Here is a 21,802-nt window from a genome sequence, read left to right on the forward strand (position 1 = left end):
TGGAGTGGACGGCCTGGTCTAGCCCCTCGAGTACGAGTTCGCTCGGCAGATGCTTCGTGCACTTGGACTTCAGGAGTTCGTAGCCTCTCCGACGGCAGCCGGTTAGAACGTGGTCGGGTCACGGCTTCTGCTCGTCGACGAACTAGGGGATCGGAATCAGAGTTTCCGCCAGGACGCCGCTGACGAAACGCAGGATCTCCTCGCCTGCCAGCACTCCGGAAGCCGAAGTCACAGTCAGGTGCGGCAGGGTGAACGAGTCGGTGTCGAGTTCGCCGTGCGATGGACGGATCGCGATGTCCGCCAGCTCGAGGATGCCCGCATCCAGCCGGGAATCGCCCGCGGCTACAAGGAGACCTGACCCGGTCCGCCGCCGGACCTCGTCCACAGCGGCTTCCTTGGTGATCGGGGCCGGCACGCAGTAGAGCTTCCGCCCCTGCAACGACGTCGTCCAGCCTCGGGCCTCGCACCAAGCGCCGAGCTCGTCCAGATACGCAACGGGCAGCGCCTCCCGGTCAACGATAGAGTACACAAAACAATCTTCTGCGGTCCGGATTCTCAGGATGGCGGGGACTGCCGCGCCGCCTCTCAGGTGGCCCAGCAGATCGTCCAAGGGCGCACAGTCTGACCCCAAGGACCGCTGGATGTGCCGCGACCAGTCGCCGTCCGGCTCGCCGTCGTGCAGCAGCACGGCACCGTTCGTCGTCACGGCGTATCCGCGGCCGCTGCCGGGCAACCGAACCCGTGAGAACTGCGCCCGGGTGCGGGTGGTGACGGGCACGAAGACGCTCCGCTCCACGATCCCCTCAAGCAGCTCCTCCGCTGTCCGGGTCATGAAGGACAGCGGTGCTGCGTCATACACCTCGGCGACCACCATGCGGGGCGCCAGGTGGTCGCTTCCCACGAGCGCCATGGAGTTCGCCGAATAGATCAACGTGCGGTCCAGGTCGCTGGCCACCATGACCGCCGCGCCGCTTGTGTGAGCGCTCATACGCCCACCACGGCCCTGCCATCGGCGCCGGTTGCGCCCGGCGTGTGCAGCGGATGGATCAGTCCGACGCAGCTATAGGCCAGGTCAGGGACCTCCAGCACATCGACGCCGCGCTGTTCGGCCAGATGCAGCACATGGGCGAGCTCCGGCGCGGCCTCGGGGCGGACCAGCACCTTCCAAGGCACGCGCCGCAGAAGGACCCTAGTAGTTTCGCCGACACCTGGTTTGACCAGGTTCACGTTGTTGATGCCGAAGCTTCGGCTGATCTGCTCGACGGCGGACCATCCGGCCCAGTCGGCTTCCGGGAGCCCCGCGATATCTGAGGGGGCGTGCGCTGCTGCCCGCAGGACGTCGTCCCGGACGCCGGGGAACTCGGCTGTGACAGCTGCCAGGAAGTCGCCGGAGACGTCGCTGCCGGCCAACTCCGAGTAGAACTTGGCCCCGTGGAAATCTCCGGGGCTGATCAGCGCCTGGTTGAAGACAGTGCGGGAGATGAGACCGGAGACGGTCGAGTTAAGACAAGCCGAGGGGACGAGATAGTCCTCCCGCGTGCCGAAGATCCGGACGCAGCGCCCGGGATCCGCGAGGACCGCGAGGTCGGGCCGGAACGCAGGACCGTCGGTCTGACGGAAGAGTTCGACTGCGGCGGCGAGCTCGCGGGCGATGGCTCCCTTGCCGGTCCAGCCGTCAACGAACATGATGTCGTCCGGGCGGTGCCGGGACGCGAGATATCCGAGGGCGGTCTGGTCGATGCCGAGCCCGCGCACGATGCTGATGGCATAGTGCGGCAGCTTCAATCCGTGGACTTCCCAGGCCCAACGCTTCATCAGGATGCCCACGGGAGTTCCGGCACGGGCGAGGGAAACCAGCACGGGTGCGTTGCCGCGCAGCTTCAGGACCTGCTCGGTAAGCGTTCCGACGGCGTGCGCAATCCGGACGGCGGTGCTCTCCAGGGCGGCCTCGAACAAGGCGCCGTACTCAGCCGAGGGCTCGAACTCCTGCGGCAGCGATTCGGCGTAACTGGCCTTGCCGGACTGGATGGCGGCTTCACGCTCTTCCCTGGGCGCTTCCAGCTGCGCGGAACTCAGGTCCTTGAGTAGCCATTCGACGTCTTCCGGCAAATAGGAGCCGAAAGCGGGGCCGAGCAGTGGCGCCGGGAACGGTGGCTCTGCCGTCAACATGACCAGCCGGACATCGTCGGCGCTGCCCGAAACGGCCTCGGCGATCTTCCCGGGGCCCAGGAGCCCGGACTCCGCAGTGCCGGGTTCCGCCATGATCAGCACTGTATCGAAGCGCCCTTCGGGGTGCATGAAGTTGTAGGCAAACCGCGGACCGGGCCCGTCCGGGACATCGTCGTCGCTGCCAAAGGCAATTGCTGAACGGATCGCGTAGTCCGGTTCGTCCAGCGCGGCGATTGGCGAGCGGGTACTGGTGGAATAGCGGATATCGGCGTCAGGGCGCAGGTCCTGCAGCCAAGTGGCGACGGCAAGGGGGAGCGCCATGAATTCCTCAGTGGCGAGGATCAGCACCCGGGCCCCCGCCTCGCCCTTGCTGCCAAGGGCCGTGGCCAGCGCGCCCGCGATGCGCTCCGCCTGGTCTGGATCGGGACGACCGGCAACGCCAAAGCGGGCGCTGCGGATTGGTGGCACGATTCCGCGTAGGTCCAGCAGCTGGATTCGGCCCCGTCCCGGGACCGGTGGGCGCGGGACCGGGATGCTGCTGATCAGCACCGCCGCGTCCGAAGCGAGCGTTTCCGGCAGGTCGATGCTTGCCTGCGCCAGTGCCACGGAGCTGATCCTGGCGCCGAGTGCGCGTGCCAAGTCATCAAGGCGGTCCCGGTCTGCGTTGGAGCGCAGGTCCACTAGGGAGGCGACGACGTAATGGCGGTGAGGTGCGGTGCGATGGAGTTCGCGGATCGTGTTGATAATCGTGGCGCCGGTGCTCAGTTCGTCATCCACCAGGACCACGGTCTCGGCTAGCTTCAAAGCGGCGCGGCTGGTCGGCAGCAACTGGTGGGAGGTTGCGTGCGAATGCGTTTCTTCGAACGCGCCGTAGGGCTCCACCCCGTCGCTGCTCTGTCGCGTGGAGTGAATGTAATAGGTCCCCAGTTGCCCGGCAACCAAGTGGCCAAGCCCGGTGGCGGTTTCCGCGTAGCCGATGGTCACGACGCCGGGAAGTTCTGTTTGCCATTGGACGAGCAGTTCGCCCAGGCGGGCCACGTCGGCGAGCCTGCAGCGTCGACCGTCCTCATCCGGGCCGCTTTCGCCGTTCAGTGAGGTGCCGCCGTCCAGCAGGCGCGCCAGCCTGCCCGCGGCCTCGTCAATGACGGCGGTCAGTGATCCGGCCCCGGCGTCCGGACTGGCACCCGCGGGGAGTTCGAGTTCCCTGCGGACCAAGAGCCCCAGAAGTTGCCCCGCCGCCGTCGCGATCCCGGGTTCGGTGGGGACATGCTTGGCGAGCACCCGGGAGACGAGCAGGTGGGCCCTTTTGGGATTGCGGCGCAGCGCCAGCCCGACCAGTGCCTTTACGGGCAGCACACTGCGACTGCGGTCCGAGACCACGTTGACGCCGAGGGCATCGCGCACGTAGCCGCCGCTCCAGGGAGCATCCGTAGAGAGTTGCTTCACCGCATGCTCGCTTCCAGTAGTTCGACAAAACTGACGCCGGGCCTCGCGACGCCGAAGGCCCTGGCACGCAACAGGGTGCGCTCCGCCCATGCACGGTGCGGTTTCAACTCATTCATCTTGTTTCCATAGGACGACGCCTTCACGCCTCCGCCTGCGCTCCCGGCTATGTCTAGGGCATCGAGGTATTCCTCGTGGCTCACGACGCACATGGCGTGCACCACCGGCACGTGACTTGGATGGATGACGGTCTTGCCCAGCAAGCCGTTCGCAAGATCCAATTCGATCTCGCGAATCAGGCCGTCCAGGTTGTCCATCAGAATGCGCTTCCGGAGTTCGCCCTCGTTGACCGCCTCAAAGGGGGTGGAACGCAGTTGGGGCCGCAGGACCCGTTCCGTATTGACGAAGTGTTCCCAGACGGGGCCGGAGATGACCCAGCCGTCATGCGGGCGGCCGAAGATGTTCACGACGTCGCCAATGATATTCGCGACAACCTTGACGTTGTAGATAGTCAGGTCTTGAGAACGCCGCAGGCCAAAGGCACTGGACATGTCCGTGGCACCGATCCGGACGCACAACACCAGTTCACGGAACTCCTCAACCAAGGCCAGGTTGTCTGTCAGCACCCGGACGCGTGACTCCAGATGGGTTGTCGAAAGGTCCTCGATGATAGGCATCGCCCTCAAGGCCTGTTGCTTTGAGCCCTCGGTGCGTCCGGCTTCCTCGTTCAATAGCTCCAGTGCCGCCAGGAAGGCACGCCCGCGCCCTGTCTCGTTCTCGAACTTGGGCAGGACGAAGCCGTACACCACTCCGAGGGCCGCACCTGCCCTGCGTCCGACGTCGAGCAACTGTTCGGGCGTACGGCACCGGATGAAGATCAGCGGGAGCTCGCCCGGATCGTCCACGGACAGTTCGGCCAGTGCAGCGAGCAGGTTCTCCTCTGCGGCGGCCACTTCGTCGTCGGGTACGGCATCTTCGAGGCAGACGACGATGCTGAGGCACCCCGCCTCAGCTTGTTTCCGGATTCCATGTGCCAGTGAGCTTCTCGTGGCCGGCGAGTACAGGGTGGCACCGAGCGCGACGGCCAGCAGACCGGGCTCCGAGGTGCGGTGAAGCAGTTCGGGGCGCAGGTGGAAGAGCCGATCCTTGACGGATTCGGCCAAGGCTTTGAAGTGCTGCATCGTCCCCTAGTTGTTAACAGTAGTGCGCTGCCGGATCAGCGCAGGAGGACCCGTTGGTCCAGTGGAATGGTCATCGTGAATCCGAAGATGGCCCAGATGGCTGCGTCGGAGGCGTCTGCGGGGACGAACTCAGTGCGGAGTTCAAGGACCGCGCCGACCCGCATAAGATACAGAACGCTCCGCAACCCGGCATGGTTCCGGGCAGCCACCGCGGCGGCCGCGCCGTCGAAGACTCCCACCGTCAGCGGAGTGTCCCCCGCGATGAACAGGATGCGGCGCAGGAGCCGGGTATGGCGCAGGGACACGATTCCGGCCCCGTCCTGCACTCCGGCCAGCGGCCGGTTTCCTGGGGTGACGACGGCGGTGCCGGCCTTGTGCCCTTCCACGTGGAGGGCACCCGTGGTGAGCTGCTGGTCCTCCCATGCCACGGATCGAGCCCCGGTCACCAGGAGCGAGCCAATCGCGGATTGCCTGGCGTTCAGGCGCACTACCGGGTTAGCTTCCCCCAACTCGCGGACGCTGCCAAATTCCGGGGCTGGGAACAGCCGCTCCGACATGGGTCGGGGTCCGGGCTTTGAAGCCACGGACGCCTTGGTGGACGGTGTGGGCGCCGGGCTGGTAGCGAGCGTGAGCCCTCCGGAACCAGCCCGGCTTGCGCCGGGGTGTAAGGACGGGGCTGTACTTTGCGACGTGGGTCGAAAAGGCTCGGGCTGGGCCACCGCTTTCCGGCGTCGGCTGAGGTATCCAATGTCGGTCCGCAGCGAGGTTCGGTTCAACGCCATATTCAGAGCCTCAACTTGAAGTCGGCGGCAACGGCCGCGAGTCCGGCCTCATAGCCTTGACCGAGGGCACGGAACTTCCAGCCCCCTGCGTGTCGGTAGAGCTCCCCGAGAATCATGGCGTTGATCTTGTCGAGGTTCCCGCGCGGAACAATGAAGCGCAGGAGCTCCCGGTTTTGTTCGGTGGCGACCCGCAGGTAGGCGTTCTTCACGGCACCGAACGTACCCGGGCTTCGCACTTCCGGATCCACGTACAACAGCACGGCGATTTTGTGGACCGCCTCGGGCACCCTCTTGAGGTCGACGTCGATCTGTTCCTGGTCTTCCGCTCCCACGAAGGAAATGCTGCCATCGGGGCTGGCGATCTGGTTGAAGAAAACCAGATGGTCATCCGAAATGGCGCGGCCGTCCGTTCCGCACATGATTACCATCGGAACCAGCTCTGCCTGTGCGCCGCGGCTAGGGACCATGTCCCAGCCGATCCCCAGCAGCACTTTCTCCAGCCCGGGGTTCTCAGCAGTAAGGGCGGCGTTGCTGCCCGCGACCATAGAAGCCACTAGTGTCCTTCCAGATGAAGACCATCAATATCAAACTTGTCCCTGAGGAACTGGCCGTGGACTGCTAGTTCCGTAATGGCCCCCGTACGGACCTGGTTGTCCAGGTTCTTGACGGTGGAGTAGAGCGTGTCGAACTGTTCCAGCAACGCCGTCGTCTCGGTGGAATCGTCTCGCCGCGACCCAGCGGCCAGCATCAGATAGGCCCGCAGCGGGGACGGCAGATAGTCGGTGATGACTGCGTTCAGCAGGACGCGCTGCTCCGTCGATGCGCCCGACCGGCCGATATAGCCAAGGAGGGCACGCAGGATGTCGGCCAACTGCAGGAGTCGTGACACCACGATGGTGGGCAGTTGCGCGCCATTGCCCAGCACCATCCGCCGCAGCTCTTCGAGTGCGGCCTCGGTGACTGCCAGTTCGTCCGCAGCCGGATCCGCGACAAGTGGAGATTCGGTTCCCGCAACGACGGCGGAGCGGGGTGCCGCTCCGCCGCCGAACAGTGAACCTAAGAAATTTGCGACCATAGCCTGTAAGCCTATTGCTGTGGGCTGACGGCCACTAATTCCCCTCCTGCTGCCGCACCCTGTCCAGGTAGGGGCGGGCCCGCTCCAGCCCGGTTTCGAGGGCATGCACGGTGCCTTCCATACTCTTGTTGGCCTGGGAACGGAAGGTGTCGATGGCGTCCATGGTCTGGAAGACGTTGTCGAACGCTTTCTGCAACGTTTCCACGCTGACACCGGAGCTCGCTGCCTGCTGGTGGATCCGCGCGGTCTGATCCTTGAGCATTTCGCTTGTCTTGAGGATCATGTTGTTCGTCGTTGTGTTGATGGCATCGATCTGGTCCAGCACCATCTTCTGGTTCGCCAGGGCCTGGGCCACGATGACGGCGGTCCGCAGCGCAGAGATCGTGGTGGTACGTGCCCGTTCGACGCCCTTGATCAGTTCGGTATTGTTCTTGCGGATCATGTCAATGGCCAGGTAGCCCTGAACGGAGACGGCCAGTTGCGTCAGAATGTCCTGGTGGCGCTGACGGATCGGATACAGCACGTCAGAGTCGAGTTTGCCTGCCTCTTCGATCTGTCCCTGCATCTTCATCTCATCGATCCTGCTGGCTGTTGCCGTGTCCAGAGCCTTGGCAAATACTGCATATTCGCTCAGCCCCTGCATGGTCTCCCACAGCTGGGTCTTTTCCTGTGCAAGGGAGGCATTGTCCTTCAGCAGGGCGTCCTGACCTGCCATCAGGGACTTGATGATTTTATCGAGCTGAGTCTGGGCACTCTCATATCTCTGGAAGTACTTGGCCAGCTTGTTGCCGCCGGGAATAATTCCGAGGATCTTCCGGCCGACGCCCAAGTCAGCGTTGTTCGGCGTCAGGTCTTCCACGGTGGAACGAAGCTCACCGAGCGTGGAGGCGACCTGCACCTGGGCACTGCTGCCGGACTTCTTCGCGCCGGCCAGCGAGGTGGACGACCGCTCCAGCAGCCGGCTTGAAGTGTTGGCGGATGCCACGAGCTGCTGGCCGCCTAGCCGGTTGATGCCATCGATCTTGCTGGAGTATTCGGGGCTGAACGGGCTCATGGCCGACACTTCGGTGATGAACGCACGAGCCTGCGCGTTTATTTCCTGCTGGCGTTCGGCCGGAACCGGGACCATTCCGGGGGCATCGTCTTCTTTGACGATGCCGGGAGCCTCCGGAGCGTTCAGCACAAGGGGGTTCGAGGCCGACGTTTCGGGTGGGGTGAGTTGCATGCTCATTTTCGCTTCTCTCTTTCTGTGGTCTCGGGCTCTTAGCCGAGCTGGACGCCGAAGTCCGCGGCGATGCCGGCGAGGCCTGTGGCGTATCCCTGGCCGACGGCTTTGAACTTCCACTCGCCGTTGTGGCGGTAGAGCTCTGAGAAGATCATGCAGGTCTCCGGCGCCGCATCTTCGCTCAGGTCGTAGCGGACTACTTCCGCGTCACTTTCCTGGTTGACCACGCGGCAATAGGCCGACCGCACTTGGCCGAAGTTCTGACGGCGGGTGTCAGCCTGGTCAATGGAGACCACGAAGACAATTCGCTCAACATCCGCGCCCACGGCAGAAAGCTCGACGGCGACCACCTCGTCGTCGCCGTCGCCCTCACCGGATCGGTTGTCGCCCTTGTGAACTACTGAGCCGTCGGCTGCCGCCGGCTGATTGTAGAAGATGAAGTCCGCGGAGCTGCGGACTTTGCCGTCGGCGCCTAGGAGGAGGGCAGAGGCATCCAGGTCGAAGGCGTCACCTGTGGTGGTACGGGGATCCCACCCCAGCCCGACGAGAACCTTGTTCAGCCCCGGATCGGTCTTGGTGAGCGAGAGGTTACTGCCTTTGGTAAGAGTCAGGCCTGCCATGGTTGTTCTCCTTGTTCAATCTGGTGAAAGTGCGGTGCGGTGGCCCGGCGTCGCCGGGCCACCGACTTCTAGTCCAGCGCGATGCCGAAGTCGGTGGCCACGCCGCGGAGGCCTGAGGCGTATCCCTGCCCCACGGCCCGGAACTTCCACTCGCCGCCGTTTCGATAGATCTCAGCAAAGATCATGCACGTTTCGGCTGCCGCATCTTCAGTGAGGTCGTAGCGTACAACTTCGTTGTCCGTTTCCTGGTTTACGACCCGGCAAAAGGCATCGCGTACTTGGCCGAAATTCTGGCGGCGCGCCTCTGCCTGGTCAATCGACACGACGATGACGATCTTCGCGATGTCTGCCGCAACGTTATCGAGGTCGATCAGGATTTGTTCGTCGTCGCCTTCACCTTCTCCGGTGCGGTTATCGCCCTGGTGCACGATCGACCCGTCGGGCGAGGACAACTGGTTGTAGAAAATGAAGTCATCGTTGGAGCGGACTTTGCCGTCGGTGCGGACGAGCAGAGCCGAGGCGTCGAGGTCGAACTGTTCGCCAGCGGTGGTCCGCGGATCCCATCCGAGGCCGATCATGGCCTTGCGGAGCCCCGGGTCGGCTTTCGTGAGGGACAGGTTGCTGCCCTTGCTCAGAGTCAGGCTAGACAAGACGTACTCCTTCAGTTTGTTGTGTACATTCGATAGCGCTATGGAGCGCTCGTCCGATTGGACTAGAGGGAAGATGCCGCGGCGCCGCGCACTTCGCCGGGCGTCCGTCCATTAGCCGGCGTGCCGATGGCCTGGAAGTTCCAGACGTTCCCGTTTCGCGAAAGCTTCGACATGACCATCGCGGTGTACCGTCCGGATTCGGTGAGGTCGTAGCGGGCGACTTCGGGACTCCCCGCCGCCGAGTCGTCGATGACGCGGCAGAATGCGTTCTGAACCATGTCGAAGGTCTGCTGACTGTAGCTCGTGATCACAAAAACGATGTGCGCGACGGCCGGAGACACATTAGGCAAGTTCACCGTGAGCGTCTCGTCGTCGCCGTCGCCTTCGCCTGTCAGGTTGTCACCCGTGTGTCGGATGGAACCGTCCTTGCTCGCGAGCTGGTTGAAGAAGACCGTGTCGAGGTGCTGGCCTTGAGCATCAAACAGGAGGGCCGATGCGTCCAAGTCGATCTCGACCGTCTTGCTTCCGCCAAAGAAGCCCTTTTTCGCGGGGACCGCGGAGTCCCAGCCGAGACCGAGACGGACGTTCGTCAGTGAATCGCCGTTCTGCTTCGTCAGTGACAGCGACTGGCCCTTTTGCAAACTCAAACCCATTGAACTACTCGCTTTCCTTGTGGTGGCTGGTGGTGTTTTTTGTATCTAACGGTGGGGTCTAACTGCGAGCAGGCTCAAGTGATTGAGACTGCTCGGCGGCACGTGCCCGCGTATTGCGTCGAACCGAGCCAAGAAATGCCGCGCCGATAAACACGACTCCGATGAGCCCTGTAACGATCTCGTTGACGGGAACCACGATGGTGACCATCAGGATGATTGCCAGGGCGCCGATGGCCCAGTGCGCGCCGTGGTCCAGGTATTCGAATTCGTCCAACGTCCCCTGCCGGACCAGGAATACGGTAAGGGAGCGGACGAACATAGCGCCGATGAGGCCCAGTCCGAGGGCAATGATGATCGGGTCGGACGTGATGGCGAAGGCTCCGATGACGCCGTCGAAGGAGAAGGACGCATCGATGACTTCCAAGTACAGGAAGAGCATCAGAGCCGCCTTGCCGGCCAGCTGGGCCGCGCCGGAGGGCCCCGAGTGAACCGCGAGGTCCGCATCCGCGGCATCAACGTCGCCGTCCTCATCGACGTCGAATAGGTTTCCAAGGCCGTTCACGAGGAAGTAGGTAATCATGCCCAACAGGCCCGCGAGCAGGACGATGCCCTGCTTCTCACCGGCTACGGCCCCGGCGATGGCCAGCGCAGCCATTCCGATGATCAAGGATGCGCCTTCCAGTTTGCCCAGTCGCGCGAGCGGGACCTCGAGGAATTTGATCCACTTGATATCACGGTGGGCCAGGATGAAGTCCAAGAACAGCATCAGAAGGAACATTCCTCCGAAGGCCGCGATCTGCGGGTGGGCTTCGTGCAGCAGGTATCCGTAGCTGCCCGGGGTGTGAGGGTCACCCTTTTCCATGGCCAAACTGACGGCTTCGACCGGATTCAGGCCAGCGGTGATTCCCACGATGAGCAAGGGGAAAAGGACGCGCATACCGAACACGGCGATAATGATGCCTACGCTCAGGAACATCTTCTGCCAGAACGGGTTCATCCGCTCGAGGATGCGGGCGTTAACCACAGCGTTATCGAAACTCAGGCTGATTTCAAGGATGCCCAAGATGAGGCAGAGGATCAGGGCCTGAGGTCCGCCATAAAGAAAAGCGACCACCAACGCGATGAGGGTGACCGCGAACGACCACCCGAAAGTTTTGAGAAACACTGTGAATCCAACTCCTGTAAACCGGGTCCGCACGTGAGCCAGCGGCATGACATCGACGTGTTACCAGGAGTAAGTCCCCCCTGACTTGATGATCATCTTAGCCACAAGTCGGCCCTTGAACACGGTTGCGGAGGTCCTTGGATGTCACCCTTGGGAAAACCTTTCCTGATCCTGCCCGAATCTTGAGGAAAGAACCATTAACTCGTAACTGCTTCCTCTTTTGGCCTCAGGACGTTATTTCTTGAGCTACCCGGAGGGGCAGCCTGAGAGCTCGTAAATTCATGGGGGTAGTAGATGTCGGAAATCAGTCGGACGATTCAAGAGGTGGCCTTCACGATCCGCCGGAAAGCACGAAACTCTGCTCTGATTAACGGCGCCATTTTTGCTGCAGGGCTGGTCGTGACTCTGGGGACACTGTCGTCCGCGACGAAATCAGGCGGTACCTACGTTGTCTTCTGGGGAGCGATCGTGTTCGGCCTCTATGGATGTATTCGGGCGATTGTCCGCTATGCACGAGCGGATGGCGAGGCAGCCGCTCTCGTGGCCGTGCACATGCGGCTAACCAGCCAAAACTAAACAGGTCACGGCTCATCGGTTTGCAGGCAACACTCAACGAATAGGACAACAATGGCACTTTCCCTCGACAAGATCAGCGCAAAGGCGCCGGGTCTTCTCTCATTGGCCAAGACCGCTTCTAAGGCCGTCGATCTCTCCGGTTTGAACGGCCAGACGGCGAAAGTCGCCGTCTGCCTGGACTACTCGGGCTCCATGACCAACGTCTATGGTTCAGGGGCTATGCAGCGCCTGGTCGAAAAGGCACTGGCCCTGGCAACCCAGTTTGACGACGACGGAGCCATCGATTTCTTCGTCTTCGACTCCAAAGCCGCATACTTGGGCGAGATCAGCATCGACGACTTTGCGGGCTCCGTGGGCCGCCTGACCAAGGGGCGGCGTATGGGCACCACCAACTACGCCGATGCGTTCCTTACCATCAGGGATCACTTCGGGTTCGCGCCGCCAGCCCCACCCAAAAGGGGGTTCTTCGGACTCGGCAAGGCACAACCCAGTGTGACCGACCCCGCAGTGACCGCGCCCGCAGACATTCCGGTGTATGTTCTGTTCCTCACCGACGGAGCCCCCGACAACAAAGACGCTGCCGTTAGGGCGTTGACCGAAGTGTCCACCGCCCCGATCTTCTGGAAATTTCTCTCCATCGGGCAGCAATCGATGGCATTTCTCGAGCAGCTGGACACGCTCACGCAGCGCTTCGTAGACAACGCCAACTACGAGCCCGTCGGCGATGTGGACGCGATTAGCGATGCCGTCCTGTTCAAGAAGATGCTGGAGGAATTTCCGGACTGGCTCAAGGAAGTCCGCAGCAAGGGCCTCATCAAGTAAAGCCCCCGCAGGAGGCAGGACCGCAGGGTGCGCGGGAGGTTCAAGCCCTCCCCGGTCCACAAGTCGAGCTCTTCTCGGCGCATCGGCTGCAGCGGATGCGCCGGCTGGCGTTCATCACTCAGAAGGGGAGTGAGGTCCGCCTTCCGTGAGGCTTACGAACATCGTCCTGTGCACTGCTAGTCCGCCTGGTGGTAGTCGGACCAGTCAATGCGGCGCATAGCACGGGACTGAGCATCCCCAAGGATCTGAGCCTTGTTCGCTTTGACGATATTCAAACCCCAATCGACAAGGCGGTCCCCGCAACAATGAACCGCACCTCCGAAAATCAGAAACCTAATTAGGTGTCCAACTTTCGGGGTGCGGTTCACAATCGGGGCCACGCTTTGGGAATGTCCGTCGCTACGGGGTCACGCTGATGCGTCCGACTTCCTGCAGGATCGGATTTGTGATGATGACGGTAGAAGTGCCCGGCTTGATGTCGAAGGCAACTTTGCCGCGGGCCTTGTCGCCGGCAGGGATCTCGCCGGATCCGATCACGTCATCCGCGAAGAGCTCAACGTTGGCGGAGCGGCCGTCAGCGTCCTTTGCCTTGAAGTACAGCGGGTTGCTGCTGGTCGTGCCCTTCTCCCTCTCCCAGAGCACATCGAGGGTCAGGTAGCCGCCGTTCTTCGCCGGGCTGGCGTACGGGCCGGTGGTGATCGCGGCGCCGTAGGTGGCGGACAGGATGGTGATCTTGGCGGTGTTTCCGTTGCCCATGTCAGCAGTGAACGCCTCGCCGACCTTCTTTCCCGAGGATGCAGCCGGAGCTTTAGCTGCAGGCGCGGCCGCCGGAGCGGCTGGCGCTGCCGGAGCTTGTACTGCAGGCGCCCCAGCGGGGGGTGCGGAGGCGGGAGCTGAAGCACCTCGTGTGGAGTTGAAGATGATGCTGAGGAGAATGACCACGCCGGTCACGATGAGGGCGACTTTCTTGTGCTTGTCGTAGCCCTCCAGGGGGAGGCCATGCTTGTCCCGCTGGTTGTTCGTAAGAACGAGGATTAGGTCAATGAGGGCCCAGATACCAAAGCCGCCGAAGGTGAACAGCTTGAGCAGTCCGGTGCCTACTTTGCCCAGATAGAAACGATCCACGCCGAACACGCCGACGAGCAGGGAGAGGAGCCAGGTAACGAGGAAAGACTTATTGCTGACGCCGTATCCGCCCAGTGCGGCGCCTCCTGGATAGGGTGACGGGACTCCCGCGTAGGGTGCCGGGGCACCCGGGTGGAGTCCAGGAGCACCAGGGTAAGGCTGTGTGGTCACTGGCGCCTGCCCGCAGGAGGGCGTCTGCCCGTAGGGGACCTGCGGCTGCTGCCGCTTTGCGTAGGGGTCGGTTGAGCTCATTGGGTTCCTTTCAGTGGGCGCCCCGATGCAGGGCCCCCGGAATGCGTCGTGGGTGCGAGGATGTGCGGTCTGCTGGAAGAGGTTCGCCGGTGATTCGCCGGCGGACGGTGCGGAAGGATGGCTTGGCGCCATGGCATGCACATGTGTCTATCGCTTCCCCCAGAAGTGCGTCTACGGTGTAGCCGCCCGGCTTTAAGCATGCCTCGGCGCAGGCTTGGATTCAGGCAGTATTGCCACAGGACTGTGGAAGGCTTTGCCCAGTAATGACGGACTGACAAATGTTTTGCGCAGCGTCGAGCCCCAGTGCGCTGGCGCGTCAGGGACCACAGCTCTGATCTGCATTTCTCCGGCTAAGAGCGGCACCTATGGTCCGTCGACGCCGTCATGCGCCGGACACCGCTCATCACTCAGAGGCGGAGTGAGTCCCGCCGTCGGTCAGCCCCATGAACATCGTCCGGTGCAGGATGTCGACGTGCTTGCGGGCGATCTCCACGGCTTCGTCGCCGTGGCCGGCGCGCAGGGCTGCCACGAGCGCGACGTGGTCGCAGTTCGATTTGTGCAGCAGCTCGATCGGGTAGGGGATGAAGTAGGCGTAGAGCTCCGCCAGCGTCTCGTGATAAGCCTCGACGGCGGTCCCCAGCCCAGACGCCGTGCCCACCAGCTGGTGGAACTGCTCGTCTGCCTGGTGGTAGTCGGACCAGTCCGAGGACTGGGCCATGTCGCGGGTCAGCCGGTCCAGCTCATCCAGCTGTTCAGCCGTGGCGTTGATGGCCGCGTAGTGCGTCACGGCGCATTCGAACAGCAGCCTCCGGTCCACCAGCCGGTTCACTGCCTGGGATTCGGCGGGTGATGCCGAGAGTTCGGCCAGCACGTTCCGCGGGGGATCATCGGCCACAAACGTTCCGCCGCCCCGGCCGCGGCGGCGGACCACCACGCCCTGCTCCGCCAGGCTTGCGAGCGCACGGCGGGCGGTGATCGGGCTGACGGACAGGCCCAGGGCCACGTCCTCCTGATCGGGCAGTCGCTCGCCGGGTTTCAGCAGCCCCAGCGAAATCGCCATGCCGATCCGCAGCCGGACGGCATCGATGGCACTGCGCCGGTCGATGCCGGCAAGCCTGCCGGCGGCGATGGGCGAAGCGTCGGCGGTGTCCTCCAACTGACGGGTCATATCCGCTACTTTACGGCCCAATCCCGCCTCTTCCCATAATTGGATCATTCTGATCTAATATAGTCCAGATCACATCCCCAACGCGGAGAACACCATGCAACGCATCCTTCCCCTCATCGCGGCCCAGGCCCGGCCCCGGCTCATCGGCGAACCCGTCTCGGCCTTCGCGGACGAGGTCACTGCCGCCCTCGCCGTCCAGCCGCACAGCACGCTGGCGGTCTTTCCCGAGCTGCACCTGTTCGGCGATTCCGACCCCGACCAGCAGCGCACGGAAATGCTCCAGGCCTCCGCCGAGCCGCTGGACGGACCCCGGGTCAAGGAGCTCCGGCAGCTTGCCGCGGACCTGGGCATCTGGCTGGTCCCGGGCAGCGTGTGCGAGCGAGGCCCGGAAGGGCAGCTGTTCAACACCCAGCTGGTCCTGTCCCCGGCGGGGGAGCTCGCCGGCTACTACCGGAAGGTCTTCCCCTGGCGCCCGTTCGAGCCCTACGACCCCGGCGACCGGTTCACCACCGTGGACCTGGCCGGCGTCGGCAGGGTGGGCCTGAACATCTGCTACGACGCGTGGTTCCCGGAGGTGTCCCGCCAGCTCGCCTGGATGGGCGCCGAGGTAATCCTCAACGTCGTGAAAACCACGACGCCGGACCGCCGACAGGAGCTGGTGCTCGCCAAGGCCAACGCCATCGTGAACCAGGTCTTCGTGGTCAGCGTCAACTGCGCCGGCCCCACCGGCAAGGGCCTGAGCATCATCGTCGACCCGGAGGGCAACACGCTCGCCGAGGCCGAGGGCGACGCCCCGGTGCTGCTCACCGCGGAACTGGACCTGGCCGCCGTCGAGCATGTCAGAACGCACGGCACCGAAAACCTCAACCGCCCCTGGTCCCAGTTCCGCGACGGCGAAGACGCCGTCGAACTGCCCGTCTACCAGGGCCGGATCAACCCCGCCACCTGGGCTCCCCAGACCTTCAACGCCTAAGGAAAACCCGTGACAACAACACCCACCCTGACCCGCACGCTGAAGCTGCCCTCGCTGGTCCTGTTCGGCCTGGCGTACCTGACCCCGCTGATCGTCCTGGGAATCTTCGGCATCATCGCCGAAACCACAGGCGGGGCATCGCCGGCGGCCTACCTGGTGGCCATGGTCGCCATGCTGTTCACGGCGCACAGCTACGGCCGGATGGCCATCGCGTACCCCGTGGCCGGTTCCGCCTACACCTACGTCCGCCGGTCCATCGATCCGCGGGTCGGGTTCCTGGTGGGCTGGGCCATCCTGCTGGACTACCTCTTCCTGCCCATGGTCATCTGGCTGATCGGCGGCTCCTACCTGACCGCGCAGTTCCCCGGCATCCCCATCGGAGTCTGGATCGTGGGCTTCATCCTGATCACCACTGTGCTGAACATCCTGGGCATCAAGGTGGCGGACAAGGCCAACTACGTGCTGATGGCGTTCCAGCTGCTGGTCATCGTGTTCTTCGTGGCGCTGTCCGTCGGCAACGTGGTGGCCACCTCCGGCGCCGGCGGCCTGGCCAGCACCCAGCCGTTCTTCAACGACACCTCCAGCGTCGCCACCATCTCCGCCGGAGCCGCCATCGCCGCGTACTCGTTCCTGGGATTCGACGCCGTCACCACCCTCACCGAGGAGACCATCAACCCGCGCAAGAACATGCCCCGGGCCATCATGCTCATCGCCCTGATCGGCGGCGGCATCTTCGTGACCGTCTCCTACGTGACCCAGCTGGTCCACCCCGGCGGCGTGTTCGAGGACTCGGCCTCCGCGGCCAGCTCCATCGCCCTGCAGATCGGCGGGCAGCTGTTCGGCGCGGTGTTCCTGGCCGGTCTGGTGGTGGCGCAGTTCGCCTCCGGCCTCGCCGCGCAGGCCAGCGCCTCGCGCCTGCTGTACGCGATGGGCCGGGACTCGGTCCTGCCCAAGGCGGTCTTCGGCCGGCTCAGCGCCAAGTTCCACACCCCCGTGGTCAACCTGATCGTCACCGGCATCATCGGCCTGATCGCGATCTTCCTGGACGTGGCCACCTCGACGTCGTTCATCAACTTCGGTGCGTTCACCGCGTTCACGCTGGTCAACGCCTCGGTGGTGTTCCACTACGTGCGCCAGCGCCGGGCCGGGCACCAGCTGAACGTTGTGTCCTACGTGGTGGTCCCGGTGATCGGAGCGATCGTCTGCGCCTACCTGCTCTCCCAGCTGGACAGCAACGCGATTACGCTGGGACTGTCCTGGCTGGTGCTGGGCATCGTGGTCCTGGGCCTGATCACGCGCGGCTTCAAGGCGGCACCGCCGGAAATGACGGCCACGGAAAAGGCGACTGTCGAGGCGGCCGCCTGAACCGGACGTCTGGTTCCGGGCGGGCTGACCGAAGGGAAGGAACAACCGTGAGGATAGCGCTCGGGCAGCTGGAGTCGGGCACCGACATCCGGGCCAACCTTGCCGCGATCGACCGGTTCGCCGCCGGGGCCGCCCGCGACGGCGCCGCGCTGGTCGCCTTCCCGGAGTACGCCACCTATGAGAAGAAGAAGGTGGACGCGTCGTTCCCCGAGGTGGCCGAGCCGCTGGACGGCCCCGTCGGCCAGGAACTCGCCAGCATAGCCCGCCGCCACCGCATCGCGCTGGTGGCCGGCGTGGTGGAAACCTCGGACGAGCCGGGCAAGGCGTACAACACGCTGGTGGCGTTCGGGCCGGACGGCGGTCGGCTGGCTTTCTACCGGAAGATCCACCTGTTCGACGCGCAGGGCTTCGGGGAGTCGACGTTCATCAAGCCGGGTGCCTCCACGGACCCGGTGGTGTTTGAGGCCGGGGGAGCGCGGTTCGGCCTGATGACGTGCTACGACCTGCGGTTCCCGGAACTGGCCAGGTCAATCGCCGACGCCGGCGCCCAGGTGCTGCTGGTCTGTTCGTCTTGGGTGCCGGGCACGCACAAAACGGAACAGTGGCTGGCCTTGAACGCGGCGCGCGCCATCGAGAACAGCGTGTACGTGGCAGGGGTGTGCCAGGCACCGCCGGTCTCCGTGGGCAGGAGCGTTCTGGTTGATCCTATGGGGGTCGTTGAAGCTGACCTCGGGCTGGAACCCGGCGTGCGGGCGGTGGATGTCTCGCTTGAGACAGTGGCAAGGGTCCGGGAGCTGTTCCCGATGTTCCGGCAGCGGAGGCTGTCGTAGCGCGGACGCCACTGTTGGGCGTGTGGCGCTCTCACAGCCTCTTCAAAGGGCGTTCCATCGCTGCCTTCATGTTCGTGGGCAATGATCAATCAATGGGGCTTTGGAGGAGGGCCTTTGTGCCTGGAATAGCAGCTTTGGCAGTCATTTTCCTGAGCGGGGCCACCGCGTCCGGCATTGACCAGATGGCAAACGTCAAAATTCACAGTCCGACATCGGGCACGGTGTCCGCTGTCATGGCTGACGGTCAAATCTCGCTGCATCACTTGGTCCTGCGCGGTCTTGCCAAAGGGTCGCTTCCCGGTGGCTATCCTTACGATGAACCCCGGGATGAAAGGTCCGAGGAGAACTATCAGGAAACTCTGCACCAGCACCGATCATCGGTGAGCCCTGCGGAGTAGGAAAATGTCCGGTTGAAGCAGGCTTCCCTGCCGCTCCGCATCCTCACTAGTACAAAATAGCGCTGATCTCAGCTCTGACCAGCCGCTCGGCCAGTTCGCCAAGGTCCAGGTTCAGGACGGCTTTGAGGGCGCGCGCCATGTTAGGGGCAGCGGCAAGGAATTCGGCCAGGCCTGGATCAGATTCCAACTCCCGTCCGAGCTTTTCTCTAACGTCATCAGCGGTCCAACGGCTGTCGGTATGCTGACTGGTGAGTACAGTCCTAGCGTTCATGGCCCTGTCCTTCCCTGCGCCCTGAGCATTGGCTTTGCTATAAGCGACTATGCCGGGCAGGGCTCAAGAATCCGTCATGCAACAGGCCAGATTTGCGCAGGATTTGTTCAGGCTTTATTGGGGTCCGCAGTTGGGAGAGCCGAAGTGTCCCGAGTTCGCTCCAGACGCACCGTGTGCGGAAGACTGTTGCCGTGAGCAACACTTCCCGCGCCGGACTCGCGGTGGCCGGCCTGGGCCTGGGCACGTCGCTGAACCCGCTGAACTCGTCGATGATCGCCCGGTTCAGCAGGCTACCGTGCAGCGCTTGACCGCGATTCCGACGGGATTGCCTGCGAGTAGACGCTCCTTCGTTCCTTCGCTGACATGTGCCGTGGATACCTGAATTCCCCGTCCGTAAAGGCAACCCTGGGTTCCCGAAGTGGACTACGCCACACCGCGGTCTGCCGCCGGGTAACAGCCTTTCGCGGAGGCCGTTGGATCGGGCCGCTTTCTGGCCCGTGATCTTCCCCGGGCCTCATGGCACACCATGCCGCTAGTTCGTGTCCGGTTCCCCCCGCCGCCGGTGTCTGTGGTGCAGCTCGTAGCTGTCGAACACATCGGACGATGTTGTTCCAGAGTGGCCGAATTTGCCGCGAAGGACCTCCGCAAGTCCGTCCAGCGCCGCGTGGAGCATCCGTCCGGCGAACTGGAGTTCAGGGCTCTCGCTGAGCTGGGCCTGGGATGCCAGCTCCTGGGCGTAGGCGACCGTGGCCGGCAAGGAGCCGCGCTGCTCGGCTTCACGGAAGTAATAGGTTTCATGGAAGGCAAGCAGATCTATGCTTACCGAAGCCACGTTTCCGGCCATTGACTCCAACAGCCCGGCAGCATGCCGGGGATCCAGCGACAATGCACCCGCCGGACCTGCAGCCTCCCTGAACAGGTTCAGCTGGTGGGCAAGGGCCCGGCGGCGGTTCAGGGCAGGGTACGTCTGCAGGATCCAGGTGACCGTTGCTGTCAGCAACCCGAAACCGGTGACGGACTGGAGGGCGACAACCAGCCTGAGCAGCGGATGCGCTGCCACGATATCGCCAAACCCCACGGTGGAAAGAGTGACCAGGGAGATGTAGAGGGCTTCGGCAAAGTCGGCCCGCAGAGGAACCCCGGCTCCGTAAACAAAACCGTCCGTCAGATGCGGCAGGTAGAGCAGGGCCCAGCCGATGGCTGCCAGGGCTGCCCAGGCGCCAATGACAGCGGCCATCGCCAAGGGTGCTGCGATGAAGGAGCTCCGGCCCCGCAGTTTTCTCGACAACAGCCAGAATCCGCGCATGATCGCCCGGCCTACAGGACCGGAACCATGCGGATAAAGGAGCGTACGAAAGACGTCGACGAGCATCAGCAGAACCAACCCCGCACCCAAAACCGTCCAGAGCGTGTCCTCGAAGTCCATGCCTCATCATATGGGCGCGCGTTTGGGCACAGTGACAAACAGAGGAACCCCGCAGTGCTGGGCACTGCGGGGTTCCTTGCTGCCGGATGCCGGTTACTCGGAATCCGGTTTCTGTTCCCGATCCCGGAGGTTCTTCTTGATCTCGTCGAACTTCTCCTTGATGATCCGTTCCGCCTCCGCGAGGGTTTTCCCGGCGGTGCTCAGGGGATCCATCTGAACGTAGACGTTCTGGCCGACAGGCACGTCGTACTCGTCCTTCAGATGGGTGCCGCCGCCCACCCCCTGAAGAGACAGGTACACCATGGCCTCCGTCCTGGCAATGCCGGACAGGGCCCGTGAAGCTCCGCGGGTTAATCGTGAGAAGCCAACGCATGGGAGAAGCTGGCAAAGGGGCCCGACGCGATCTGGCTGAGGCCGGCGTCTGGGTCATCGGGGACTGCAGGGTAGGGGCCGCCTTGGCCATGGCAACGGGTGGGCGCGTCTCACGCCCAAGATGCGTGGCAGTCACGCATTGAATGCGCAGTGTGACACGGATCCTCAAGGTTGGCTCAAGACTGGATCAACGTTGCCCCAGGATGCTGCCGATGCGTCCTACGGCACTGGCCAGTCCGACGCCGGTGGCGCGCATCCACGTGGGGAACAGTTCCGGGGTGTGGGCGTAGACGCCGGCGTAGGGCGGCCTCACGGAAGCGGGGGCCGCTTCGTGGACTGGCTTCTGCAGTTGCGGGAGCCAGTCTAATTGCACCTCCGCGGCGAATCGCGAGTCAACGGACGGGGCCACCCCTTCGAAAATCGCGGGTCCAATACGTCGCGCAGTCCTTGATGGATGGGCGGTTCACCGGGAAAGATGGCGCGCATGGCAACCTTTACCGAGTCCGATGACCTGTGGGGCGCGCAGTTTTCCGATGTCAACCTGAGCGGGTCCAGGTTCGTCCGCTCCGACCTGTCCGGTGCGGTGATGCGCGGTGTTTATGTTGAGCGCCTGGACATCGACGCTCCCTGGCTCCTCGAGGACCAGGGATTGATGCTGGTCAACGGCGTGGACGTGGCTCCGCTCGTTGACGCGGAACTCAACCGGCGCTTTCCTGGCCGGGAGCTGCGGCACGCCGGCGATCCGGACAGCCTGGGGAAGGCCTGGACCCGGCTCGAGGATACATGGGCCGCCATTTTGCGGCGGGCGGCTGCGCTGCCGCCAGGCACCGAGGATGTAACGGTCGACGGCGAGTGGTCGCTTGCGCAGACGCTGCGGCATCTGGTGATGGCCACCGATAAGTTGCTGGGTGGGGCGGCTATGGGGCTGGAGCAGCCGTACCACCCGATAGGGGAGCCAAATGTTGAGTACGAAACGGACGGCCTGGACATGTCGGTGTTTCAAACGGCAAAGCCATCCTACGATGAGGTCCTTGAGGTTCGGGCCGGCCGGGTGGCGGCGAGGGCAGCTAACTGTCCGCTTCAATAGCGCGGCCACAAAGATAAAATCCTTGGCATTTTGTGGCTTCTTTTGGAATTCTGGCAGTAGTTGTCGATCTACGCTTCCGGCGGGCGTCGTATGAGTAAGGGCTCGATTGGAAGGCCCTTCTCACAACGAGGTCTTCGACGTCGTTGCAGTGAAAGCGCAAACCAGAGTTACGAC

The 21,802-nt window shown here is 63.6% G+C and carries 24 protein-coding genes; 7 read left to right on the plus strand and 17 right to left on the minus strand.

All coding sequences use genetic code 11. From position 1 onward, the window contains the following. Positions 1–142: 142 nt before the first annotated feature. The 11 genes from ABFP37_RS10245 to ABFP37_RS10295 form a co-directional block, all read right to left on the minus strand. Positions 143–988, minus strand: a complete 846-nt coding sequence (locus tag ABFP37_RS10245; protein WP_347033489.1) for an HAD family hydrolase — start codon at positions 986–988, stop codon at positions 143–145. Next, positions 985–3,615: a phosphoribosyltransferase domain-containing protein gene (locus tag ABFP37_RS10250; RefSeq protein WP_347033490.1), complete on the minus strand. Its 2,631-nt coding sequence runs from the start codon at positions 3,613–3,615 to the stop codon at positions 985–987. Before ABFP37_RS10250 ends, ABFP37_RS10245 begins: the two co-directional genes overlap by 4 nt. Next, entirely contained in the window at positions 3,612–4,793 is a 1,182-nt protein-coding gene (locus tag ABFP37_RS10255; protein WP_347033491.1) for an HpcH/HpaI aldolase/citrate lyase family protein, read from the minus strand. Before ABFP37_RS10255 ends, ABFP37_RS10250 begins: the two co-directional genes overlap by 4 nt. A gap of 35 nt (positions 4,794–4,828) precedes the next feature. Further along, entirely contained in the window at positions 4,829–5,302 is a 474-nt protein-coding gene (locus ABFP37_RS10260) for a hypothetical protein (RefSeq protein WP_347033492.1), read from the minus strand. Between the two features lie 275 nt (positions 5,303–5,577). Beyond that, complete coding sequence (locus ABFP37_RS10265) at positions 5,578–6,120, minus strand: TerD family protein (protein ID WP_347033577.1); 543 nt, start codon at positions 6,118–6,120, stop codon at positions 5,578–5,580. 8 nt (positions 6,121–6,128) lie between these two features. Further along, complete coding sequence (locus ABFP37_RS10270) at positions 6,129–6,650, minus strand: hypothetical protein (protein ID WP_347033493.1); 522 nt, start codon at positions 6,648–6,650, stop codon at positions 6,129–6,131. A gap of 34 nt (positions 6,651–6,684) precedes the next feature. Continuing rightward, a complete protein-coding gene (locus ABFP37_RS10275; protein WP_347033494.1) occupies positions 6,685–7,881 on the minus strand; it encodes a toxic anion resistance protein in 1,197 nt (398 codons plus the stop codon). A gap of 32 nt (positions 7,882–7,913) precedes the next feature. Further along, positions 7,914–8,495 carry a TerD family protein gene (locus tag ABFP37_RS10280; protein ID WP_347033495.1) on the minus strand — a complete coding sequence of 194 codons (582 nt, stop codon included), beginning with the start codon at positions 8,493–8,495 and terminating at the stop codon, positions 7,914–7,916. 68 nt (positions 8,496–8,563) lie between these two features. Next, entirely contained in the window at positions 8,564–9,145 is a 582-nt protein-coding gene (locus ABFP37_RS10285; RefSeq protein WP_347033496.1) for a TerD family protein, read from the minus strand. Between the two features lie 62 nt (positions 9,146–9,207). Beyond that, on the minus strand, positions 9,208–9,798 hold the full coding sequence (locus tag ABFP37_RS10290) for a TerD family protein (RefSeq protein ID WP_347033497.1): 591 nt from the start codon (positions 9,796–9,798) through the stop codon (positions 9,208–9,210). Positions 9,799–9,856: 58 nt separating this feature from the next. After that, positions 9,857–10,963 carry a DUF475 domain-containing protein gene (locus ABFP37_RS10295; protein WP_347033498.1) on the minus strand — a complete coding sequence of 369 codons (1,107 nt, stop codon included), beginning with the start codon at positions 10,961–10,963 and terminating at the stop codon, positions 9,857–9,859. 294 nt (positions 10,964–11,257) lie between these two features. Between ABFP37_RS10295 and ABFP37_RS10300 the strand changes: the two genes are divergently transcribed. Together ABFP37_RS10300 and ABFP37_RS10305 are read left to right on the plus strand one after the other, a co-directional pair. After that, complete coding sequence (locus ABFP37_RS10300) at positions 11,258–11,539, plus strand: hypothetical protein (protein ID WP_347033499.1); 282 nt, start codon at positions 11,258–11,260, stop codon at positions 11,537–11,539. A gap of 51 nt (positions 11,540–11,590) precedes the next feature. After that, on the plus strand, positions 11,591–12,361 hold the full coding sequence (locus ABFP37_RS10305; RefSeq protein WP_347033500.1) for a VWA domain-containing protein: 771 nt from the start codon (positions 11,591–11,593) through the stop codon (positions 12,359–12,361). Between the two features lie 399 nt (positions 12,362–12,760). Here ABFP37_RS10305 and ABFP37_RS10310 read toward each other — a convergent pair whose 3' ends face one another. After that, complete coding sequence (locus ABFP37_RS10310) at positions 12,761–13,738, minus strand: TM2 domain-containing protein (RefSeq protein ID WP_347033501.1); 978 nt, start codon at positions 13,736–13,738, stop codon at positions 12,761–12,763. 403 nt (positions 13,739–14,141) lie between these two features. Continuing rightward, positions 14,142–14,906, minus strand: a complete 765-nt coding sequence (locus tag ABFP37_RS10315; protein ID WP_347033502.1) for an FCD domain-containing protein — start codon at positions 14,904–14,906, stop codon at positions 14,142–14,144. 73 nt (positions 14,907–14,979) lie between these two features. On the opposite strand from ABFP37_RS10315, the gene ABFP37_RS10320 reads away from it, so the two are divergent. From ABFP37_RS10320 to ABFP37_RS10335, 4 genes are all read left to right on the plus strand, one after another. Continuing rightward, a complete protein-coding gene (locus ABFP37_RS10320) occupies positions 14,980–15,879 on the plus strand; it encodes a carbon-nitrogen hydrolase family protein (RefSeq protein WP_313902506.1) in 900 nt (299 codons plus the stop codon). Positions 15,880–15,888: 9 nt separating this feature from the next. Beyond that, the gene (locus ABFP37_RS10325) at positions 15,889–17,244 is read left to right on the plus strand and encodes an APC family permease (RefSeq protein WP_347033503.1); all 1,356 of its coding nucleotides are present in this window, start codon (positions 15,889–15,891) and stop codon (positions 17,242–17,244) included. 47 nt (positions 17,245–17,291) lie between these two features. After that, on the plus strand, positions 17,292–18,074 hold the full coding sequence (locus tag ABFP37_RS10330; RefSeq protein ID WP_078027691.1) for a carbon-nitrogen hydrolase family protein: 783 nt from the start codon (positions 17,292–17,294) through the stop codon (positions 18,072–18,074). Between the two features lie 134 nt (positions 18,075–18,208). Beyond that, positions 18,209–18,472, plus strand: a complete 264-nt coding sequence (locus tag ABFP37_RS10335; protein ID WP_078027690.1) for a hypothetical protein — start codon at positions 18,209–18,211, stop codon at positions 18,470–18,472. A gap of 46 nt (positions 18,473–18,518) precedes the next feature. Here the strand turns inward: ABFP37_RS10335 and ABFP37_RS10340 are convergent, their stop codons facing one another. From ABFP37_RS10340 to ABFP37_RS10355, 4 genes are all read right to left on the minus strand, one after another. Further along, positions 18,519–18,659: a hypothetical protein gene (locus ABFP37_RS10340; protein WP_347033504.1), complete on the minus strand. Its 141-nt coding sequence runs from the start codon at positions 18,657–18,659 to the stop codon at positions 18,519–18,521. Between the two features lie 616 nt (positions 18,660–19,275). After that, entirely contained in the window at positions 19,276–20,169 is an 894-nt protein-coding gene (locus ABFP37_RS10345) for an ion channel (RefSeq protein ID WP_347033505.1), read from the minus strand. 93 nt (positions 20,170–20,262) lie between these two features. Further along, positions 20,263–20,472, minus strand: coding sequence for a hypothetical protein (locus ABFP37_RS10350; RefSeq protein WP_347033506.1), 210 nt, complete (start codon positions 20,470–20,472; stop codon positions 20,263–20,265). Positions 20,473–20,728: 256 nt separating this feature from the next. Further along, positions 20,729–20,854, minus strand: coding sequence for a hypothetical protein (locus ABFP37_RS10355; RefSeq protein WP_347033581.1), 126 nt, complete (start codon positions 20,852–20,854; stop codon positions 20,729–20,731). Positions 20,855–21,025: 171 nt separating this feature from the next. Here ABFP37_RS10355 and ABFP37_RS10360 point away from each other — a divergent pair, with 171 nt between their 5' ends. Continuing rightward, the gene (locus ABFP37_RS10360; protein ID WP_347033507.1) at positions 21,026–21,628 is read left to right on the plus strand and encodes a pentapeptide repeat-containing protein; all 603 of its coding nucleotides are present in this window, start codon (positions 21,026–21,028) and stop codon (positions 21,626–21,628) included. The last annotated feature ends 174 nt before the right edge of the window (positions 21,629–21,802 follow it).

It is taken from the genome of Burkholderia sp. RS01 (assembly GCF_039748055.1).
Taxonomy (GTDB): Bacteria; Actinomycetota; Actinomycetes; order Actinomycetales; family Micrococcaceae; genus Arthrobacter.

Excerpts from the sequence above, each read along its gene's own strand:
- ABFP37_RS10305 (WP_347033500.1), top strand. The coding sequence starts at position 11,591 with ATGGCACTTTCCCTCGACAAGATCAGCGCAAAGGCGCCGGGTCTTCTC.
- ABFP37_RS10350 (WP_347033506.1), bottom strand. The coding sequence starts at position 20,472 with ATGGTGTACCTGTCTCTTCAGGGGGTGGGCGGCGGCACCCATCTGAAG.
- ABFP37_RS10270 (WP_347033493.1), bottom strand. The coding sequence starts at position 6,650 with ATGGTCGCAAATTTCTTAGGTTCACTGTTCGGCGGCGGAGCGGCACCC.
- ABFP37_RS10265 (WP_347033577.1), bottom strand. The coding sequence starts at position 6,120 with ATGGTCGCGGGCAGCAACGCCGCCCTTACTGCTGAGAACCCCGGGCTG.
- ABFP37_RS10315 (WP_347033502.1), bottom strand. The coding sequence starts at position 14,906 with ATGACCCGTCAGTTGGAGGACACCGCCGACGCTTCGCCCATCGCCGCC.
- ABFP37_RS10255 (WP_347033491.1), bottom strand. The coding sequence starts at position 4,793 with ATGCAGCACTTCAAAGCCTTGGCCGAATCCGTCAAGGATCGGCTCTTC.
- ABFP37_RS10290 (WP_347033497.1), bottom strand. The coding sequence starts at position 9,798 with ATGGGTTTGAGTTTGCAAAAGGGCCAGTCGCTGTCACTGACGAAGCAG.
- ABFP37_RS10360 (WP_347033507.1), top strand. The coding sequence starts at position 21,026 with ATGGCAACCTTTACCGAGTCCGATGACCTGTGGGGCGCGCAGTTTTCC.
- ABFP37_RS10310 (WP_347033501.1), bottom strand. The coding sequence starts at position 13,738 with ATGAGCTCAACCGACCCCTACGCAAAGCGGCAGCAGCCGCAGGTCCCC.
- ABFP37_RS10275 (WP_347033494.1), bottom strand. The coding sequence starts at position 7,881 with ATGAGCATGCAACTCACCCCACCCGAAACGTCGGCCTCGAACCCCCTT.
- ABFP37_RS10245 (WP_347033489.1), bottom strand. The coding sequence starts at position 988 with ATGAGCGCTCACACAAGCGGCGCGGCGGTCATGGTGGCCAGCGACCTG.
- ABFP37_RS10280 (WP_347033495.1), bottom strand. The coding sequence starts at position 8,495 with ATGGCAGGCCTGACTCTTACCAAAGGCAGTAACCTCTCGCTCACCAAG.
- ABFP37_RS10300 (WP_347033499.1), top strand. The coding sequence starts at position 11,258 with ATGTCGGAAATCAGTCGGACGATTCAAGAGGTGGCCTTCACGATCCGC.
- ABFP37_RS10345 (WP_347033505.1), bottom strand. The coding sequence starts at position 20,169 with ATGGACTTCGAGGACACGCTCTGGACGGTTTTGGGTGCGGGGTTGGTT.